Source organism: Pseudomonas sp. AC169 (assembly GCF_979258515.1).
Map to the genome: position 1 here is coordinate 945175 of NZ_OZ409866.1, position 19222 is coordinate 964396.

General features: G+C 58.6%; 17 protein-coding genes, 4 tRNA genes and 1 riboswitch. Of the genes, 4 read left to right on the plus strand and 17 right to left on the minus strand.

From position 1 onward, the window contains the following. Nucleotides 1-15: 15 nt before the first annotated feature. Nucleotides 16-195 carry a PA3371 family protein gene (locus ACZZ0G_RS04260; protein ID WP_463555409.1) on the plus strand — a complete coding sequence of 60 codons (180 nt, stop codon included), beginning with the start codon at nt 16-18 and terminating at the stop codon, nt 193-195. Here ACZZ0G_RS04260 and phnN read toward each other — a convergent pair. Next, nucleotides 170-739, minus strand: coding sequence for a phosphonate metabolism protein/1,5-bisphosphokinase (PRPP-forming) PhnN (gene phnN, locus ACZZ0G_RS04265; protein ID WP_463555410.1), 570 nt, complete (start codon nt 737-739; stop codon nt 170-172). The genes ACZZ0G_RS04260 and phnN overlap by 26 nt on opposite strands. A gap of 387 nt (nt 740-1126) precedes the next feature. On the opposite strand from phnN, the gene ACZZ0G_RS04270 reads away from it, so the two are divergent. Then, a complete protein-coding gene (locus tag ACZZ0G_RS04270; RefSeq protein WP_003178899.1) occupies nt 1127-1453 on the plus strand; it encodes an Arc family DNA-binding protein in 327 nt (108 codons plus the stop codon). A gap of 114 nt (nt 1454-1567) precedes the next feature. Here ACZZ0G_RS04270 and mgtE read toward each other — a convergent pair whose 3' ends face one another. Then, the gene (gene mgtE, locus ACZZ0G_RS04275; protein ID WP_008086078.1) at nt 1568-3010 is read right to left on the minus strand and encodes a magnesium transporter; all 1443 of its coding nucleotides are present in this window, start codon (nt 3008-3010) and stop codon (nt 1568-1570) included. 321 nt (nt 3011-3331) lie between these two features. Here mgtE and ACZZ0G_RS04280 point away from each other — a divergent pair, with 321 nt between their 5' ends. Continuing rightward, complete coding sequence (locus ACZZ0G_RS04280; RefSeq protein ID WP_463555411.1) at nt 3332-3850, plus strand: cell envelope protein SmpA; 519 nt, start codon at nt 3332-3334, stop codon at nt 3848-3850. Nucleotides 3851-3869: 19 nt separating this feature from the next. Here ACZZ0G_RS04280 and ACZZ0G_RS04285 read toward each other — a convergent pair. From ACZZ0G_RS04285 to ltaE, 8 genes are all read right to left on the minus strand, one after another. Further along, nucleotides 3870-3946 (minus strand) — tRNA-Arg (locus ACZZ0G_RS04285). A gap of 71 nt (nt 3947-4017) precedes the next feature. Further along, a tRNA-Arg gene (locus ACZZ0G_RS04290) sits at nt 4018-4094 on the minus strand. A gap of 72 nt (nt 4095-4166) precedes the next feature. Then, nucleotides 4167-4243 (minus strand) — tRNA-Arg (locus ACZZ0G_RS04295). Between the two features lie 107 nt (nt 4244-4350). Next, a tRNA-Ser gene (locus tag ACZZ0G_RS04300) sits at nt 4351-4441 on the minus strand. A 62-nt stretch (nt 4442-4503) separates the two neighbouring features. After that, on the minus strand, nt 4504-4692 hold the full coding sequence (csrA, locus tag ACZZ0G_RS04305; RefSeq protein WP_002554426.1) for a carbon storage regulator CsrA: 189 nt from the start codon (nt 4690-4692) through the stop codon (nt 4504-4506). Nucleotides 4693-4879: 187 nt separating this feature from the next. After that, nucleotides 4880-6121 carry an aspartate kinase gene (locus ACZZ0G_RS04310; protein ID WP_008086083.1) on the minus strand — a complete coding sequence of 414 codons (1242 nt, stop codon included), beginning with the start codon at nt 6119-6121 and terminating at the stop codon, nt 4880-4882. A 90-nt stretch (nt 6122-6211) separates the two neighbouring features. Further along, a complete protein-coding gene (gene alaS, locus ACZZ0G_RS04315; protein WP_463555412.1) occupies nt 6212-8830 on the minus strand; it encodes an alanine--tRNA ligase in 2619 nt (872 codons plus the stop codon). A 146-nt stretch (nt 8831-8976) separates the two neighbouring features. Then, nucleotides 8977-9981 carry a low-specificity L-threonine aldolase gene (gene ltaE, locus ACZZ0G_RS04320; RefSeq protein WP_463555413.1) on the minus strand — a complete coding sequence of 335 codons (1005 nt, stop codon included), beginning with the start codon at nt 9979-9981 and terminating at the stop codon, nt 8977-8979. A 198-nt stretch (nt 9982-10179) separates the two neighbouring features. Further along, nucleotides 10180-10349: riboswitch (FMN riboswitch) on the plus strand. 101 nt (nt 10350-10450) lie between these two features. On the opposite strand from ltaE, the gene ACZZ0G_RS04325 reads away from it, so the two are divergent. Next, nucleotides 10451-10960 (plus strand): 6,7-dimethyl-8-ribityllumazine synthase, encoded by a 510-nt coding sequence (locus ACZZ0G_RS04325; RefSeq protein ID WP_016983960.1) that lies wholly within the window; start codon nt 10451-10453, stop codon nt 10958-10960. Nucleotides 10961-11081: 121 nt separating this feature from the next. Here ACZZ0G_RS04325 and astE read toward each other — a convergent pair whose 3' ends face one another. From astE to ACZZ0G_RS04360, 7 genes are all read right to left on the minus strand, one after another. Further along, the gene (gene astE / locus ACZZ0G_RS04330) at nt 11082-12092 is read right to left on the minus strand and encodes a succinylglutamate desuccinylase (RefSeq protein ID WP_463555414.1); all 1011 of its coding nucleotides are present in this window, start codon (nt 12090-12092) and stop codon (nt 11082-11084) included. A gap of 12 nt (nt 12093-12104) precedes the next feature. Next, a complete protein-coding gene (locus ACZZ0G_RS04335; protein ID WP_008077915.1) occupies nt 12105-12395 on the minus strand; it encodes a hypothetical protein in 291 nt (96 codons plus the stop codon). Between the two features lie 57 nt (nt 12396-12452). Beyond that, complete coding sequence (gene astB, locus ACZZ0G_RS04340) at nt 12453-13799, minus strand: N-succinylarginine dihydrolase (protein ID WP_463555415.1); 1347 nt, start codon at nt 13797-13799, stop codon at nt 12453-12455. A gap of 142 nt (nt 13800-13941) precedes the next feature. Continuing rightward, a complete protein-coding gene (gene astD, locus ACZZ0G_RS04345) occupies nt 13942-15411 on the minus strand; it encodes a succinylglutamate-semialdehyde dehydrogenase (RefSeq protein WP_463558819.1) in 1470 nt (489 codons plus the stop codon). Beyond that, nucleotides 15408-16433, minus strand: a complete 1026-nt coding sequence (gene astA, locus ACZZ0G_RS04350) for an arginine N-succinyltransferase (protein ID WP_160041483.1) — start codon at nt 16431-16433, stop codon at nt 15408-15410. Before astA ends, astD begins: the two co-directional genes overlap by 4 nt. A 51-nt stretch (nt 16434-16484) precedes the next feature. Next, nucleotides 16485-17504 (minus strand): arginine/ornithine succinyltransferase subunit alpha, encoded by a 1020-nt coding sequence (aruF, locus tag ACZZ0G_RS04355; protein ID WP_007919353.1) that lies wholly within the window; start codon nt 17502-17504, stop codon nt 16485-16487. Nucleotides 17505-17707: 203 nt separating this feature from the next. Next, on the minus strand, nt 17708-18928 hold the full coding sequence (locus tag ACZZ0G_RS04360; protein WP_008077923.1) for an aspartate aminotransferase family protein: 1221 nt from the start codon (nt 18926-18928) through the stop codon (nt 17708-17710). Nucleotides 18929-19222: the final 294 nt, after the last annotated feature.

The following is a 19222-nucleotide window of genomic DNA, read 5'->3' on the forward strand; positions in this document are numbered from 1 at the left end:
CTTCAGGAGCAAAGCATGTCCAAGTCAGCTGCAGGATTTCTAATCCTCGCCCTACTGAGTGGCGTCATACATTTTTCACTGTTTACGGAAACAGAAGTCACCCTGCCCCTCGTTGCCTGCGGCGTCTTTGCGTTTTTGTTTGTGCTGGCACTGGCGGCCGGACGCAAGATCAAGTTCGATCCGGTATTGCGCTGAACCGAACCAAATCCAATAGATGGATGACGGCATCGGCTAGCACTCCGGAGTTATCGATCAGGTGTATGGGTGTATCACTTGATCGCCTGTCTTTGAACAATGCATTGCGAGCAATACGGGCATCGATCTGCTCGGGCGTCTCTCTGGCACGTCCACGCAGGCGCTCACGCAGCACTTCATCTTTGACCGTCAACAAAACCGGCATGAGTGTCGGATAGCGCTCAAGGGCTTGACGCAAGTTGGCGCGAGATCCGTTGACGAGCACATCTCGCCCATCTTTCAGCCATTGGTCAATTTGCACGGGTATCCCATAGGACAAGCCATTGGCTTGCCAGTCCAGGGCGAAATAGCCCGTACGCTGGAGTCGCTCGAACTCTTCAGGCAATACTCCTCGCGCATCCTCCCCCACCGACTCTGCTGATCGAGTGATCACCCGACGCACGATTTCGCAATTCATCGCCTGCAACGGGACCCTAGCAGCCGCGATCAGACTGTCCTTGCCTGACCCAGACGGCCCCATCAGATAAATAAGCCTGCCATCCATCCTGAAAACCTCTCTGGCACGAGCCTGCCTCTAGTAAATCGGCAATTTGCCACTATCCTGTACAGACAAGGAGCATGGATAGAAAGCCGCATAGCATGCACGTTCTAACCCCCGCGGGCATCAACTGATGCACGTTAGAAAACGAAGGCTGGTGCGCGACTGAAAAAGTTTTCAAACCAGTCCGCATTTCTGACAATTGGTGCTGGCATTACGCCTTTACCCAGCTCAATATTTGTCACAGAATTGACGCCAATGATCTGGCAATTTTGAGGCATGATGCGGGCCTCTTAACAATTCAGGTTGAACCATTTGGCGCGGATGCTTGTCCTACCACACATCCTGCGGCCAATCCCGAGAACCGCTCCCCTGAACTAACCGGTTAAATATATGCGCCCATTGAAACAGGCAATTTATTCCAGCCGTACGGCTGACAAGTTTGTCGTACGTCTGCCAGACGGAATGCGTGAACGCATTGCCGAAGTGGCTCGCAATCATCATCGCAGCATGAACTCCGAGATCATTGCGCGCCTTGAGCAGAGTCTTATTCAGGAAGGCGCACTGGGCGAAGAGCTGAGCATGCGCCTGGACAGCCCGGAACTGTCGCTGCATGAGCGCGAGCTCTTGCAACGTTTCCGGCAGCTCTCTCACCGTCAGCAGAACGCTCTGGTTTCCTTGATCGCCCATGACGCCGAAATGGCAGCAGACGCGTCCTAAGCCACACCGAACACCTCAAGCCAGCTTAACCGCTGGCTTTTTTTTGCGCGGGTTTTGAGTTTCCGCAGGCACAAAAAAGCCCACCAATCAGGTGGGCTGTTTCGATACGGCAGATCAGAGCAGGAAGATTGTCGCCAGCCCCAGAAAGATGAAAAAGCCACCGCTGTCGGTCATTGCGGTAATCATCACGCTAGCCCCCATCGCCGGGTCCCGCCCCATTTTCGCCAAGGTCATAGGGATCAACACTCCCATCAACGCAGCCAGTAGCAGGTTGAGCGTCATCGCCGCCGTCATCACCACACCCAACGACCAACTACCGTAGAGCAGATAAGCAACCACACCAATCACACCGCCCCAGACCAGGCCATTGATCAGACCTACCGCCAGTTCCTTGCGCATCAGGCGCGAAGTGTTGCCGGTGCTGACCTGGTCGAGCGCCATGGCGCGAACGATCATGGTGATCGTCTGGTTACCGGAGTTGCCACCAATACCGGCCACGATCGGCATCAGCGCTGCGAGCGCTACCAGTTTCTCGATCGAGCCTTCGAACAGACCGATCACTCGAGAGGCGACAAACGCAGTGATCAAGTTGACCGCCAGCCATGCCCAACGGTTGCGTAAAGACTTCCAGACCGAGGCGAAGATGTCTTCCTCTTCACGCAGACCGGCCATGTTGAGAACTTCGTTTTCGCTCTCTTCACGAATCAGGTCGACCATTTCGTCGATAGTCAGACGACCGATCAGCTTACCGTTCTTGTCGACCACCGGAGCCGAGATCAAGTCATAACGCTCGAACGCCTGAGCAGCGTCGTAAGCATCTTCGTCGGGATGAAAACTCACCGGATCACTGGCCATGACTTCAGCCACCTGTTTTTCCGGATCGTTGACCAGCAAGCGCTTGATCGGCAGTACACCTTTGAGCACACCGTCGTAATCGACTACGAACAGCTTGTCGGTATGGCCCGGCAACTCTTTCAGGCGACGCAAGTAACGCAAGACTACTTCGAGGCTGACATCCTCACGGATGGTCACCATTTCGAAGTCCATCAACGCACCGACCTGCTCCTCATCGTAGGACAAGGCCGAACGCACGCGTTCACGCTGCTGGTTATCCAGACTCTCCATCAACTCATGGACGACGTCTCGCGGCAGCTCGGAAGCCAGGTCAGCAAGTTCGTCGGCATCCATGTCCTTGGCCGCAGCCAGGAGTTCATGATCGTCCATGTCGGCGATCAGCGTTTCACGAACAGAGTCGGATACTTCGAGAAGAATGTCGCCGTCGCGATCAGCCTTGACCAGTTGCCAGAGCGTCAGACGATCGTCCAGCGGCAAGGCTTCGAGGATATAGGCGACGTCGGCGGAGTGCAGATCATCGAGCTTGCGTTGCAGCTCGACGAGATTTTGCCGGTGAACCAGGTTTTCGACGCGGTCGTGATGGGCGCCTTCCTGGCGATGAGTCAGGTCTTCGACGACCCGCTGACGCTGCAGCAACTCGACGACCTGAGCCAGGCGATCCTGCAGGCTTTCTTGTGTTTTCTTTACTTCGATTTCAGACATAGGCGAACTCCACTCCCAGCAGCGGGGCACGCCGGAAGGATCAATCAGTCAATTCATGATTGGTGAAACGGGGTACTGAGTAACTACTGGGTAAGTCCATGGAGGTTTTCCATAAGCCCCGGCGGGGCTGACGGGCGCAATGATACACCGCCTGACGGTTTAAAACGTTAAAAAATCGCGGTCGAAACAAGCGCTTGCGAAACAAACCTGAGCGCTGTCCTGATCCCTGTAAATACGACGACTTATCCTGAAAAGAAAACACACAGGCAGTAGAAAATGCAGCGACTATCCTTGAGCGTAGATCGTCACGGAGGACATCGAGTGCCATTAAAACCCAACCTTTTTCTACCGACCTGCCTGCTTTTCCTGCCGCTTGGCGGTGACGCGGCAACTCTACATCGCTGTGAAGCGGCGGACGGTAGCGTCACCTTCACGTCAATGAGTTGCGCTCACGGCGAAAGCCTTTCAGAGCAAGAGGTCCACCCCTACTCGCCCGGATCCGTCGTGGCAGTGATGCCCGAAGCCCATCACGAAAAAACATCCGGCATGCGTACGCGAGGTCGAGACCCCGGCATCATCGCCGGCACAGAGCACATTTGCGGAAATGCGATCGATGCGAGGCAACGCCGCGAAGCCATCATCAATCGGCGAGTGATTGCCGGGATGAGCGCACAGGATGTCGAGAGCGCGTTAGGCAAACCAGACAAGATAAATATCAGGACGTCGACCACAACCTATCGCTATGACCTCAAGCGAGGCCGTTCTGCACAAGTCGATTTTGATCAGAGGGGATGCGTGAAGGAAAAAACCAAATCCCGAACAGCAAAAAGCCCGCGTTAAACGCGGGCTTTTCGGTATATGGTGCACTCGACAGGATTCGAACCTGTGACCGCTCGGTTCGTAGCCGAGTACTCTATCCAGCTGAGCTACGAGTGCATTTGTGTTTTTAGACCAGACCACAACTGGCTGAAACCAAGTTATTCACATTGCTGCAACTAACTCTTAAATGGTGCACTCGACAGGATTCGAACCTGTGACCGCTCGGTTCGTAGCCGAGTACTCTATCCAGCTGAGCTACGAGTGCATTTGTGTTTGTTAGACCAGATCACACCTGGTTGAAGCCAAGTCATTTACATCACTGTAACTGACTCTTAAATGGTGCACTCGACAGGATTCGAACCTGTGACCGCTCGGTTCGTAGCCGAGTACTCTATCCAGCTGAGCTACGAGTGCATTTGTTGCGCCGCATTATAGCCCGTCTAATCTCTATTCCAACCACTTTTTCTATTAATTTCAACAACTTACAGAAAAAGCCAGATTACAACGTACTAAGCAAATAATGGCGGAGAACGGGGGATTCGAACCCCCGACACCCTTTTGAGGTGTACTCCCTTAGCAGGGGAGCGCCTTCGGCCACTCGGCCAGCTCTCCGCAACACGGGGCGTATCTTAACCAACCTTTTCCCCGTTTGCAAACATAAAAATCGATAAAAATTAATGGCTTGGTTCTTCGTCCTTCTCTTTCTTTATACGCAGGTAAATTTCCTCACGGTGCACGGCAACCTCTTTCGGGGCGTTGACGCCGATACGCACCTGGTTTCCTTTAACGCCGAGCACGGTCACGGTGATTTCGCCATCACCGATAATCAGGCTTTCTGCGCACCGACGAGTCAGAATCAGCATACCTTTCTCCTTACGCAATTCAGTTCAGGGACAACAGTCTGCAAAAAAAAGGCACCCGACCTACAACCGGAGCGATCGTAGCCCTACATGCCTGAGTATTGACCAGCGCGAGCAAAAGAACAGTTCAGGGCTCGCGCCATTCAAAAAATAAAGGGCGCGGTCAGACCGCGCCCTTCAAGAAATGGAATTACTCGCCTTGACGGGCAGGAGCATCCAGTTCAAAAGCCGTGTGCAGGGCGCGCACGGCCAGTTCCAGGTACTTCTCTTCAATCACCACGGAAACCTTGATTTCCGAGGTCGAGATCATCTGGATGTTAATGCTTTCTTTCGCCAGGGATTCAAACATGCGGCTGGCCACGCCTGCGTGGGAACGCATGCCGACGCCGACGATCGAGACCTTGGCAATCTTGGTGTCGCCAACCACTTCACGGGCACCGATCTCGCGAGCGGTGTTTTCCAGCACGGTCTGTGCGGCCTGGTAGTCGTTGCGGTGCACGGTGAAGGTGAAGTCGGTGGTGTTATCGTGCGCAACGTTCTGCACGATCATGTCGACTTCGATGTTCGCGGCACTGATCGGGCCGAGAATCTTGAACGCCACGCCCGGGGTGTCTGGCACGCCACGGATGGTCAGCTTGGCTTCATCGCGGTTGAAAGCGATGCCGGAAATGATCGGCTGTTCCATGGTTTCCTCTTCATCAATAGTAATGAGGGTGCCCGGACCCTCCTTGAAGCTGTGCAGTACGCGCAGCGGAACGTTGTACTTGCCGGCGAATTCCACCGCACGGATCTGCAACACCTTGGAACCGAGGCTGGCCATTTCCAGCATCTCTTCGAAGGTGATCTTGTCCAGACGCTGGGCGACCGGCACAACGCGCGGGTCGGTGGTGTAGACACCATCAACGTCGGTGTAGATCTGGCACTCGTCAGCCTTCAACGCAGCAGCCAGTGCCACGCCGGTAGTGTCGGAACCGCCACGACCGAGGGTGGTGATGTTGCCGTGCTCGTCGACGCCCTGGAAACCAGCAACAACCACCACGCGACCTGCTTTCAGATCACCGCGAATCTTCTGGTCATCAATCTGCAAGATACGCGCTTTATTGTGCGCACTGTCGGTCAGGATCCGCACCTGATTACCCGTGTATGACACTGCCGGCACACCGCGCTTGATCAGCGCCATGGCCAACAGGGCAATCGTCACCTGCTCACCGGTGGAAACGATCACGTCCAGTTCACGTGGAACCGGTTGGCCGTCGCCACTGATTTGCTTGGCCAGATCGATCAGACGGTTGGTTTCGCCGCTCATTGCAGACAGCACAACCACCAGGTCATCGCCGGCATCGCGGAATTTCTTAACCTTGTCGGCGACCTGCTCGATTCTCTCGACAGTACCGACCGAGGTGCCTCCAAATTTCTGTACGATCAAAGCCATTTCAAAGCCGCCTCTGCCCATGAAGGGCGCCCAATAATCACTCGAACAGCCGCCCGGCCCACCACTAGACTGCGGGGCGGGCGGACTGCCTTATAAACCCTGCTCGACGAATGGAACGGTCAGCGCCAGTGCGCCATCCAGCGCGCCGGCGTCAACGCCGCCGCCCTGCGCCATGTCCGGGCGACCGCCGCCCTTCCCGCCCACTGCCGCAGCAGCCTGCTTCATCAAATCACCGGCTTTGAGTTGGCCAGTCAGGTCCTTGGTTACACCTGCAACCAGTACGACCTTTTCCTCATGGACACTGCCGAGCAGGATCACTGCGCGGCCGAGTTTGTTCTTCAACTGATCAACCAGCGCCAGCAGCGCCTTGGCATCCTGACCATCCAGACGTGCGGCCAGAACCTTCACACCTTTGACGTCCAGTGCCGAGGACGACAGATCGTCGCCTGCGGCGCTGGCAGCCTTGGCCTGCAACTGCTCCAGCTGCTTCTCCAGTTGGCGGTTGCGCTCCAGCACAGCCGACAGCTTGTCGATCAGGTTGTCGCGGCTGCCCTTTACCAGGCTGGCCGCTTCCTTGAGTTGTTCTTCTGCCGCGTTCAAGTAGGCCAGTGCCGCAGCACCGGTGACTGCCTCGATACGACGCACGCCCGACGCCACACCGCCTTCGCTGATAATTTTCAGCAGGCCGATGTCGCCGGTACGGTTGGCGTGGATACCGCCGCACAGCTCGACGGAGAAATCGCCGCCCATGCTCAGCACGCGCACGTTGTCGCCGTACTTCTCGCCGAACAGCGCCATGGCGCCTTTGTTCTTCGCGGTTTCGATGTCGGTTTCTTCGGTTTCAACGGCGGAGTTCTTGCGAATCTCGGCGTTGACGATGTCTTCCAGTGCTTTGATTTGCTCAGGCTTGATCGCTTCAAAGTGGCTGAAGTCGAAACGCAGACGCTGGCTATCCACCAACGAACCTTTCTGTTGAACGTGCTCACCGAGAACCTGACGCAGTGCAGCGTGCAACAAGTGAGTCGCCGAATGGTTCAACGAAGTCGCGTGACGTACTTCGGCGTCGACGTGGGTTTCCACCGGAGCGCCGATGGTCAGGCTGCCCGAATCCAGCACACCGTGGTGCAGGAATGCGCCGCCGGTCTTGGTGGTGTCACGGACGTCAAAACGTGCGTTACCTGCCTGGAGGAAACCGCAGTCGCCGATCTGGCCGCCGGATTCAGCGTAAAACGGCGTCTGATTCAGAACGATCACCGCCTCTTCGCCTTCATTCAAGACGTCGACCGACTGGCCATCCTTATAGATAGCGACGATTTTTGCCGAACCGCTGGTGTCCTTGTAACCGGTGAACTCGGTGGCCACATCAACCTTGACCAGGGTGTTGTAGTCCAGACCGAACGAGCTGGCCGAACGCGCACGCACACGCTGAGCTTCCATCTCACGTTCGAAACCGGCTTCGTCGACCGTCAGGCTGCGCTCGCGGGCGATGTCGGCGGTCAGGTCCATCGGGAAACCGTAGGTGTCGTAGAGTTTGAACACCACGTCGCCCGGCACCACGGTGCCTTTGAGTTCCAGCAGATCCTGCTCGAGGATCTTCAGGCCGTGCTCCAGCGTCTTGGAGAACTGCTCTTCTTCAGCCTTGAGCACGCGCTCGATGTTGCTTTGCTGCTTCTTCAGTTCCGGGAAGGCTTCGCCCATCTCGGCAACCAGTGCAGCAACGATCTTGTAGAAGAAGCTGCCGGTGGCGCCCAGCTTGTTGCCGTGACGGCAGGCGCGACGGATGATCCGGCGCAGCACATAACCGCGACCTTCGTTGGACGGCAGCACGCCGTCGGCGATCAGGAAACCGCACGAACGAATGTGATCGGAAACAACCTTGAGCGAAGACTGGTCGCCGTTTTCGCAACCGATCGCTTCAGCCGAAGCTTTCAGCAGGTTCTTGAACAGGTCGATGTCGTAGTTGGAATTGACGTGCTGCATCACCGCACTGATCCGCTCCAGGCCCATGCCGGTGTCGACCGACGGTGCTGGCAACGGATGCAACACGCCATCGGCGGTGCGGTTGAATTGCATGAACACGTTGTTCCAGATCTCGATGTAACGGTCGCCGTCTTCTTCCGCCGAGCCTGGCGGGCCGCCCCAGATGTGGTCGCCGTGATCGTAGAAAATCTCGGTGCATGGGCCGCACGGGCCGGTATCGCCCATGGTCCAGAAGTTGTCGGAGGCGTACGGCGCGCCTTTGTTGTCGCCGATGCGAATCATGCGCTCGACCGGCACACCGATTTCTTTGGTCCAGATGTCATACGCTTCGTCATCCGAGGCGTAGACGGTGACCCAGAGTTTTTCCTTCGGCAGTTGCAGAACGCCGGTCAGGAAGGTCCACGCGTAGGTAATCGCGTCCTTCTTGAAATAGTCACCGAAGCTGAAGTTACCGAGCATTTCGAAGAATGTGTGGTGACGAGCGGTATAACCGACGTTTTCCAGGTCGCTGTTCTTGCCACCGGCACGCACGCATTTCTGGCTGCTGGTTGCACGGGTATACGCACGTTTTTCCTGGCCCAGGAAGCAGTCCTTGAACTGGTTCATCCCCGCGTTAGTGAACAGCAGGGTTGGGTCGTTGCCCGGAATCAAAGAGCTGGAGGCTACACGGGTGTGGCCTTGCTCTTCGAAGAAGCGAAGGAAGGCTTCACGGATTTCTGCGCTTTTCATTAGGTTCTTCCACGGAGGCTGCGGCCAAAGGCCTGTTCGAAACGTCAACAGACGAAGCGACGGCAAAGGGCCGCATTATATCGGCCCTGCGCGCGGGGTACAGCGTGTTTATACGATAGAAACGGTCAATTGGACGGCTAACGCTGTCACTTGCGCGAAAAGTCGACGAATGTCGCGATCACTTGCTCGATTTGCGCGCGACTGACGTCCATGTGCGTGACCATACGCAGACGCGCGGCGGCGCTCAACTTGATCCCGCGTTCGCCGGCAAAGGCCTTGATCGCTTCGGCTTTGTCGCCCATTTGCACATAAACCATGTTGGTTTGCACCGGTTCAACGCTGAAACCTGCTTCACGCAGACCATCGGCCAAAAACTGCGCGTTGGCGTGGTCATCCGCCAGGCGTTCGACGTTGTTATCCAGCGCATACAGCCCCGCTGCTGCCAGCAGTCCGGCCTGACGCATGCCGCCGCCGACCATTTTGCGTAAACGACGAGCCTTGGCGATCAATTGCTCGGAACCGCACAACACCGAGCCGACCGGCGCGCCGAGGCCTTTGGACAGGCAGACCGACACCGAATCGAAATACTGGGTGATTTCCCGCGCATCAACACCCAGTTTGACCGCCGCGTTGTAAAGGCGCGCGCCGTCGAGGTGCAATTGCAGGCCGTTGTCCTGGGTGAAGCGTCGAGCGCGCGCCAGATACTCCAGCGGCAGCACTTTGCCCTGCATGGTGTTTTCCAGCGCCAGCAACCGAGTACGGGCGAAATGGAAGTCGTCAGGTTTGATCGCTGCGGCGACCTGATCCAGATCCAGCGATCCGTCCGCCTGCACTTCCAGCGGCTGCGGCTGGATCGAGCCAAGTACTGCTGCACCACCGCCCTCGTACTTGTAGGTATGCGCCTGCTGACCCACGACGTATTCGTCGCCGCGCTCGCAGTGCGCCATCAACCCGAGCAAGTTGCTCATGGTGCCGGTCGGGACGAACAACGCGGCGGCGAAGCCCAGACGTTTGGCCAACTCCGCTTCCAGGCGATTGACCGTCGGATCTTCGCCGTACACGTCATCACCGGTGTCCGCCGCGGTCATCGCGTCGAGCATGGCGGGAGTCGGTTGGGTGACGGTGTCGCTGCGAAGATCGATAACGCTCATGAACCTGGCCTCTAATCAGCAGGGGAAATCCCTTTACGAAGTGGAATTACTGCGGGCATCGCGTGGATTAATCAACCCTTGCGCAAGGAAAAGTCGTTTCGAACCGCCAGAAAATTCGATGGCAATCATCAGAAAGGCGCAATGCACAGACACACAATCTGTGTTAAAAACGCTGCGCCGCCCGAGAAAGGGCGGCAAAAACGTTCTCAGGGCGGGGTGCAATTCCCCACCGGCGGTAATTGCGCGCAATGTGCATAGCCCGCGAGCGCTTGGCGACGAACACGACTTCGGTTGATCGACGGCAAGGTCAGCAGACCCGGTGTGATCCCGGGGCCGACGGTCATAGTCCGGATGAAGAGAGAACGGGATTAACGCCAAAGGGCCGTCCGCGCAATGTTGTGCGTGTGCGCACCCTTGAATCCCTTTCGATTCATAACGCCCTGTTTTTCACACAAACAGGAGTCAGAACATGCAACCCACCGCTATCGACAGCAAAAGCAAACACCCACACGGCGAACGCGTTGCGTTCATCCAGGCCTGCTGGCACAAAGAGATCGTCGACCAGAGCCGTAAAGGCTTCGTCGCCGAAATGATTGCCTTGGGTTATCAGGAATCGGACATCGATATCTTCGAGGTCGGCGGCGCCTTTGAAATGCCTCTACACGCCAAGTTGCTGGCCAAAACCGGTCGTTATGCCGGCATCGTCGCCGCAGCCCTGGTGGTGGATGGTGGCATCTACCGTCACGAGTTTGTCGCCCAATCGGTGGTCAGCGGCTTGATGCAGGTGCAACTGGAAACTGAGGTGCCGGTGTTCTCGGTGTCCCTGACCCCGCATCACTTCCATGCTGGCGACGAGCATCAGAAGTTCTTCTTCGAGCACTTTGTGCACAAGGGTCAGGAAGCGGCGCGGACTTGCGCGGATACGCTACAGAAGGTTCGGGCGCTGCGCCGTACAGAGCCGCGCGCTGTAGCCGTCTAAGCCTCCAACGATCGTTCCCATGCTCTGCGTGGGAATGCCTCAATGGATGCTCTGCGTCCGCTTTGGGACGCGGAGCGTCCCGGGCTGCATTCCCACGCGGAGCGTGGGAACGATCATCACGTCAGGCGAGATTTTCGTCGGTGGTTGGGACGATCAGGATGCCTGCACGCAAGCCGTTCTTGACCTTCGGATTGGGGAAGATGATCCGCGCGCCCTGCTCTTCGATGATCCAGCGGGTATTGGCCAGATCTTCGGCCAGCACATAACCCATCTCCAACTCGGAAAAGTTTTCAATGTCCTGCGGCAGGTTCAAGCGGAACGCATCGCTGTGCTTGATGATTTCCCGCGCGACGCTGAATAGCTGCAAGCCGTCCAGCTGCGCTTCAGCCATCTCTGGCTCAGTGCCTTCGATGATCTGCTGCAGGCGAGTTTCCAGCAGCGAGACGTTAACCCCGTCGTTCTGCCCGAACGGCCGCGCCTTGCCCAGTTCCAGCGTAAAAGCCTCGGCGCCGAGCTTGTCGTAGGTGTAGGAGCTGAACACGATCGACGGTTTGTTCTGCAACAGCACCGCTTCCATCCCGGCAGCGCGCAAACGCGCCAGCTCAACACGCGAATGCTGGCGACCTTCCTTCCACGGATACAGCGCGAACTGCTCAATCTTCGAACCGCGAATCGCGGTGTGCAGGTCATAGTGCAGGCGTTGGCGATCCGGCAGGCTGAAGAAACTCGCCGCCAACCGCTCCAGCTCACAGGCACGCAGTGCTTCGCTGCCACTGCTTTGTTCATGACGGCCATTGAACAGCCGATTGACGTCCTGCTCGACAAAACGCTCGCCTTTGCGAATCGCTTCCGGGTTACCGAACAGGAACAGAATGCGTGCGCGCGGCTTCAGATCGCCGCGGGCGATGTCGTGCAGCAGCCGGTCAAGCAACTCGATCGGCGCTGTTTCGTTGCCGTGGATGCCCGCCGAAAGCAGCAGGTCCAGGCCATTGTCGCGTGCTTCCGGCGGCCGGACTTCCAGCGCACCTTCGCTCAACCAGCGCATGCGCACGCCTTCGACAGTCAGTTGAGTCTTCTCCGCCGGTTCGCGGCCGGCGAGCGTCAGTTCAAGCAGTTTGCCGAGGGCGAGCATAGAGCGGTTTCCTTAGTGGTCGTGGTTGCAATCCGGGCCGTGCACGTGGTCTTCGTCGTCGCCAGCGTCAGCCGGTTCCATTTCCAGTTGCAGACTTACCAGATTAGTCGCCAATGGGCGCAGCAGCAGGTTGGCGTATTCGGCATCACCTTCTTCAACGTCCACACCGATCAACAGTTGGCCACGGCCGTCCTGCTGGATCCACAGCTCTTTGCCTTGCCACATGACCGCAACGCGGGTGCAGGAAGTCTCCAGTTGCGTGCCGTCGGTGTCTTCAAGGATCAGCTGCAGGGAATCGCTCATGTTTTTACTCTCTTGGTGAGACAAGCCGCGCGCCGCGTTCAGGCGACGCGCCGGCCATCAATTGATCTGGAATGGATAAACCGCGCCCAGTTTAAGGATTTGCGTCAGTTCATCCAGTGCCGTCCGGCATTCAAGCAGCAATTGCGGATCCGCCAGATCGGTTTCGCTCAGGCGGTCGCGGTAGTGCTTTTCAACCCATGCGGTTAGCGAACCGTACAACGGTGGCGTCATGATAACCCCTGGGTTGACCGCCGCCAGTTCGGTTTCGTTAAGCGCGACGCGAAGACGCAGGCACGCCGGGCCACCGCCGTTCTGCATGCTTTGCTTGAGATCGAAGACTTTCACTTCGCGGATCAGACCGCCGGAGCTGGTCAGCTCTTGCAGGTAAGTCCAGACACGTTCGTTGGCCTGGCACTCTTGCGGCACGATCAGCAGCATCGAGCCGTCAGGACGCGACAGCAACTGGCTGTTGAACAGGTACGAGCGCACCGCGTCATCCACGGTGACCGCCGAACGCGGCACACACACGGACTGGAAGTTGCCGCTGGCTTTGGCCAGTTTGCTTTGCAGTTCGGCCAGCATCGAGTCGGTGTCGAGGAAGGCGTCCTCGTGATAGAACAGCACCTCGCCATTGCCCACGGCGATCACGTCGTTGTGGAACACGCCCTGATCGATCACGTTCGGGTTCTGTTGGGCGTAGACCACGCCTTCGTCACGCAGACCGTGCAAACGGGCAACCGCTTGCGACGCTTCGAGGGTCTGGCGCGCCGGGTATTTCTGCGGCGCCGGGAAACGGTTGTCGAAGGCACTGCGACCGAACACAAAGAACTCGACGCCTGCTTCGCCATATTCGCGGCAGAAACGCGTGTGGTTGGCTGCGCCTTCGTCACCGAATTGCGCGACCGCTGGCAACGCCGCGTGATGAGCGAAGTGTTGCTGATTGGCAAACATCGCGCCGAGCACGCGACTGGTGGTCGGGTGCTCGATGCTGCGGTGATATTTGCAGTTGAGGTTGGCGGCGGTGAAATGCACGCGACCGTCAGCAGTGTCGGCACTTGGGCTGACGGTGGCGGCGTTGGCCACCCACATGCTCGACGCCGAGCAACTGGCGACCAGCAGCGGCATGGCTTCCTTGGCTGCGCGCTCGATGACCTGAGCGTCGGTGCCACTGAAACCCAGACGGCGCAGAGCGGCCACGTCCGGACGTTCCTGCGGTGCCAGCACGCCTTGTTGAAAGCCCATTTCCATCAGCGCTTTCATCTTCGCCAGACCTTGCAGCGCCGCTTCCTTCGGGTTCGAGGATTGCTGGCTGTTGCTCTGGGAGGCAACGTTGCCGTAGGACAGACCACCGTAGTTATGGGTCGGCCCCACTAGACCGTCAAAATTGACTTCATAGGATTTCATCAGCGAGGCTCCACGAGAATCTGTTGTTATAGGCTTCAGTAACTAACTGTTCAGTGCGACCGCGGCGCGGCCTTCGCGAGCAGGCTCGCTCCCACAGGGGAATGCATTCCAATGTGGGAGCGAGCTTGCTCGCGAATGGGCATCACACCATTTTCACGCCGGGTGTCAGGGAGGCAGGCAACACCAGGCTCGGTGTTTCCAGCGACGCCACCGGGTACGCGCAATAATCCGCTGCGTAATAGGCACTGGCGCGATGGTTGCCCGAGGCACCGACGCCGCCGAACGGCGCGCTGCTCGCAGCACCGGTCAGTTGTTTGTTCCAGTTGACGATGCCTGCGCGGCTTTCCAGCCAGAACTGCTGATAACGCGCTTCGGAATCCGACAACAAACCAGCGGCCAGACCATAAGCGGTGTCATTGGCTTCAGCGATCGCCGCCTCGAAATCGACGTAGCGAATCACTTGCAGCAAGGGGCCGAACAGTTCTTCGTCCGGACGCTCGGCAACCGCCGTCACATCGACAATGCCCGGGGTGAGCAACGCGGCTTGCGCCTGTGGCTGAGTCATTTCCAGCAACGACACAGCGCCGTTGGCCAGCAGATGTTCTTGAGCGTCCATCAGCGCTTTCGCCGCGCCGAGGGAAATCACCGAGCCCATGAACGGCGCCGGTTGTTGATCGAATGCGCCGACCTCGATGGTCGCGCTGACTTCAACCAGTCGCTTGAGCAAGCTGTCGCCCCACGCGCCTTGCGGCACCAGCAGGCGGCGCGCGCAGGTGCAGCGCTGGCCGGCGGAAATGAACGCCGACTGAATAATCGTATAAACCGCTGCATCCAGATCCGCGACCTGATCGACCACCAGCGGATTATTGCCACCCATTTCCAGCGCGAGGATCTTGTCCGGGCGCCCGGCAAATTGCTGATGCAAATGATTGCCCGTACGGCTGGACCCGGTGAAGAACAGACCGTCGATGCCCGGGTTCGCCGCCAGCGCGATGCCGGTTTCGCGCGCACCTTGCAGCAGGTTCAAGACCCCTGCCGGCAGACCCGCTTCGATCCAGCACTTGACCGTCAGCTCGGCCACTTTCGGGGTCAGTTCGCTTGGCTTGAACAGCACGCTGTTACCCGCCAGCAATGCCGGAACAATGTGCCCGTTCGGCAAGTGGCCGGGAAAGTTGTAAGGGCCAAACACTGCAACCACGCCGTGCGGTTTGTGGCGCAGCACAGCAGTGGCGTCGCCCAACGGGCCGCTCTTCTCGCCGGTACGCTCGCGGTAGCTCTGCACCGAGATCGCGATCTTGTTGACCATGCTGGTCACTTCGGTCGCGGCTTCCCATAACGGCTTGCCGGTCTCTTCACCGATGGTACGAGCCAGTTCATCAGCGTGGTTTTTCAGTGCGGCGGCGAACGCTTCAAGCACGCTGATACGATCCTCAAGCGTGCGACGCGCCCAGCCCGGAAACGCCTGACGCGCAGCCTGCACAGCCGATTCAACCTGAGCAGCCGTGGCGCCCTCCCCCGACCACAGCACTTGCTGGGTCACCGGGTTCAGCGATTGAAAGGCCTCGCCCTGACCGGCCAGCCACTCACCTGCGATGTATAGCGAATTCATTATTTCGACTCCCGTGCAGCGGACAACGCCACGGCGCGCACTTGGTCGCCAGCGTTGAGTTGAAGACGTTTGGCGGTCTGCGGATCAACCACCAGCGTGCCGGCGGCCAGACGCGCCGGCGCAGCGGTGATGCGGCAGTCTTCGCGCTTGCGGTTATGGATGATGAACGGCGTGGCGTCGTCGCCCGGCGTGCCCACGGCCAGCACCAGCGCTTCACTGTCACGCACGGCGCGGATCTTGCCGGTTTCGCATTCGATGGCCGGGCCGGCGTCGAAGATGTCGACGTAACCCTGATAGCTGAAACCTTCGCCCTTGAGCATCGCCAGTGCTGGCTCGGTGTCCGGGTGAACCTGGCCGATCACGTTACGCGCGCCCTCGGACAGGAAGCAGGTGTACAGCGGGAATTTCGGCATCAGCTCGGCAATGAAGGCCTTGTTGCCGACACCGGTGAGGTAATCGGCCTGGCTGAATTCCATCTTGAAAAAGTGACGACCCAGACTTTCCCAGAACGGCGAACGGCCGGCGTCATCGGAGACACCGCGCATCTCGGCGATGATCTTGTTGCCGAACAGTTCCGGGAACTCAGCGATGAAAAGCATTCGCGCCTTGGACAGCATGCGACCGTTCAGACCGCTGCGATAATCGGCGTGCAGGAACAGCGAGCACAACTCGGAATTACCGGTCAGGTCGTTGGCCAGGAACAGCGTCGGAATCTCGCGATAGATGTTTAGCTCTTGCGAAGCGCTGACGGTCAGGCCGACACGGAAGTTGTACCAAGGCTCACGCATGCCGACGGCGCCGGCAATGGCGGAAATCCCCACCACGCGGCCGTCGTCGTCTTCGAGCACGAACAGGTAGTCCGCATCGCCACGGCCGGCTTCGCCGCGAAAGGTCTTCTCAGCCCAGCCGACCCGATGGGCCAGACGTTCTTCGTTGGCCGGCAATGTGGTCAGGCCGGTGCCGGTGCTGCGGGCCAGGTCGATCAGAGCGGCTAAATCGCTGCTGCGTACGGGACGAACAATCATGCTATCTCCTCAAACGGGCCGCCTTCGCCACCCGTGAAACTCGCTAAGGCGTTAAACCGCCACCAGGCGCACGCTGGCACCTTCACCGACGCCCAGGGCTTCGGCCGCTTCCAGATCCAGAGTCACCGGTTTGCCCGGCGCGTAATCCAGCTCCAGCAAGACCGCGCGGTAATCCTGCAACTGCGCGTTGGCCACCAGATACTGGCGCCCGGCGCCTTTCACCGGCTCGCCGATCTTCACTGGCACCACGCGGCTCTGGGCGATCGAACGGATCCCCGAAACACGTGCATGCAGGGTCGGGCCGCCGTCGAAAATGTCGATGTAGTGATCGGTCTCGAAGCCTTCGCGCATCAGGATGTCGAAGGTGATCTGCGCACGCGGGTGCACCTGGCCCATCGCCTCTTGGGCGGAATCCGGCAGCAGCGGCACGTAGATCGGGTAATGCGGCATCAGCTCGGCGAGGAACGTACGGCTTTTCAGCCCGCACAGGCGTTCGGCTTCGGCGTAGTTGAGGTCGAAGAAGTTACGACCGATGGCATCCCAGAATGGTGAGTCGCCATTCTCATCGCTGTAACCAACGATCTCGGTGACCACCGAATCAGCGAAACGCTCCGGATGGCTGGCGACGAACAGCAGACGGCCACGGGAGTTGAGTTCCGACCATGGCGAACCGACCAACTCGCGCTGCACGTAGAAACTGGTCAGCAAGCTGTTGCCGGTCAGGTCGTGGCACTGCGAGAGCACGTGGATCTTGTTGTGGATCTTCAACTCGCGGGAGGCGTGGACGAAGGTCTCGTTGCGGAAGCTGTAGAACGGTTCCGAATAGCCGGCCGAGGCGACGATGGCCGAACAGCCAACCAGTTTGCCGGTGGTCGAGTCTTCGAGGACGAAGAAATAGCTTTCCTCGCCGTTGAAGCTCACTTCGGCGGCAAACGAAGCTTCGCTCGCGGCGATCTTGTCGCTCAGACGTTCCACGTCATCCGGCAAGGAAGTGACACCAATCGGGCTGTCCGCAGCCAGACGCTGTACCTCGCCCAGATCAGCCATTTGCGCGGGGCGCATCACCAGCATGGTGTCACTCCTTTCTCTTATAAATTCACAGAAAAAAACACCGGACACTGTGGGAGCGAGCTTGCTCGCGAAAGCGGTGTATCAGTCAGCATAGATGGCGACTGAATCTCCCTCTTCGCGAGCAAGCTCGCTCCCACAATGAATCTCACCGGCATCAAAAATTGGGTTCGACACCTGAAAAATTCCAGGCGCCGAAGGGTCTATCAGGCTTGCGTCAGAGCGGCAGCGGCGCGTTCGAAGCGGTCCAGACCGGCATCGATATCGGCGTCTTCCACTACCAGGCTCGGGGCGAAGCGGATCACGTCCGGGCCGGCTTGCAGAATCATCAGGCCTTCTTTTTCAGCGGCGTTGAAGATGTCTTTGGCCTTGCCTTTCCAGGCATCGCTCAGCACGCAACCGATCAGCAGACCGAGACCACGTACTTGAGTGAACAGGCCGTACTTCTCGCCGATCTGCTCAAGGCGCGCCTTGAACTTGTCGTGCTTGGCATTCACGCCGTTCAGTACTTCAGGGGTGTTGATCACGTCGATCACCGCTTCAGCGACCGCGCACGCCAGCGGGTTGCCGCCGTACGTGGTGCCGTGAGTGCCAACGACCAGATGTTTGGCCAGCGCTTCGGTGGTCAGCATCGCCGCGATCGGGAAACCGCCGCCCAGGCTCTTGGCGCTGGTGAGGATGTCCGGGGTCACGCCGTAATGCTGGTAGGCGAACAGCTTGCCGCTGCGGCCCATGCCGGTTTGCACTTCGTCGAACACCAGCAGCGCGTTGTTCGCGTCGCACAGTTCACGGGCACCTTGCAGGTAAGCCAGTTCGGCCGGCAGTACGCCGCCCTCGCCCTGGATGGGTTCGAGCACGACCGCGCAGGTCTTGTCGGAAACGGCGGCTTTCAGCGCGGCCAGGTCGTTGTAAGGCACGTGGGTGATGCCGGTGATTTTCGGGCCGAAACCGTCGGAGTACTTCGACTGGCCACCGACGTTGACGGTGAACAGGGTACGGCCGTGGAAGCTGTTCAGCGCGGCGATAATTTCGTACTTCTCAGTGCCGAAACGGTCGAACGCAACACGACGGGCCAGCTTGAACGCGGCCTCGTTGGCCTCGGCGCCGGAGTTGCAGAAGAACACGCGTTCGGCGAATGTGGCGTCGATCAGCTTGTGCGCCAGACGCAACGCTGGCTCGTTGGTAAACACGTTGGACACGTGCCACAGCTTGTTCGCTTGCTCGGTCAGAGCACCGACCAGCGCCGGATGCGCGTGGCCCAATACGTTAACGGCAATCCCGCCGGCGAAGTCGATCAGCTCGCGGCCGGCCTGATCCCAGACGCGGGAACCGGCGCCACGCACCGGAATGAAAGCGGCAGGCGCGTAGTTGGGAACCATTACCTGGTCGAAATCGGCGCGTTGTACCGCAGCGTGCTCAACGGACATCGGAGTCTCCTGATGAGGAACACCCGCCTGAAACTGGCGAGCGATGGGGGGATTGTAAGGACAGTTTTCAGCCCGGCCTTGTCGCCAAGCGACAACTTCTTATAGCGCAAACCCCGGATTTTCCCGGGTTTACGGCAATGCGACATATAGCGTCGCAAAGGCGCAGTTTAACTGCCGCCGTCGTTTTGCGGCAGGCTGCAGAGAATACCAACTCAGCCCCGCGACAAAGATATAAATATGTACCGCACAAGAGTGGCCCGTTCCTGATTTGCTGCGCGTTCTTCCAACGCCAAG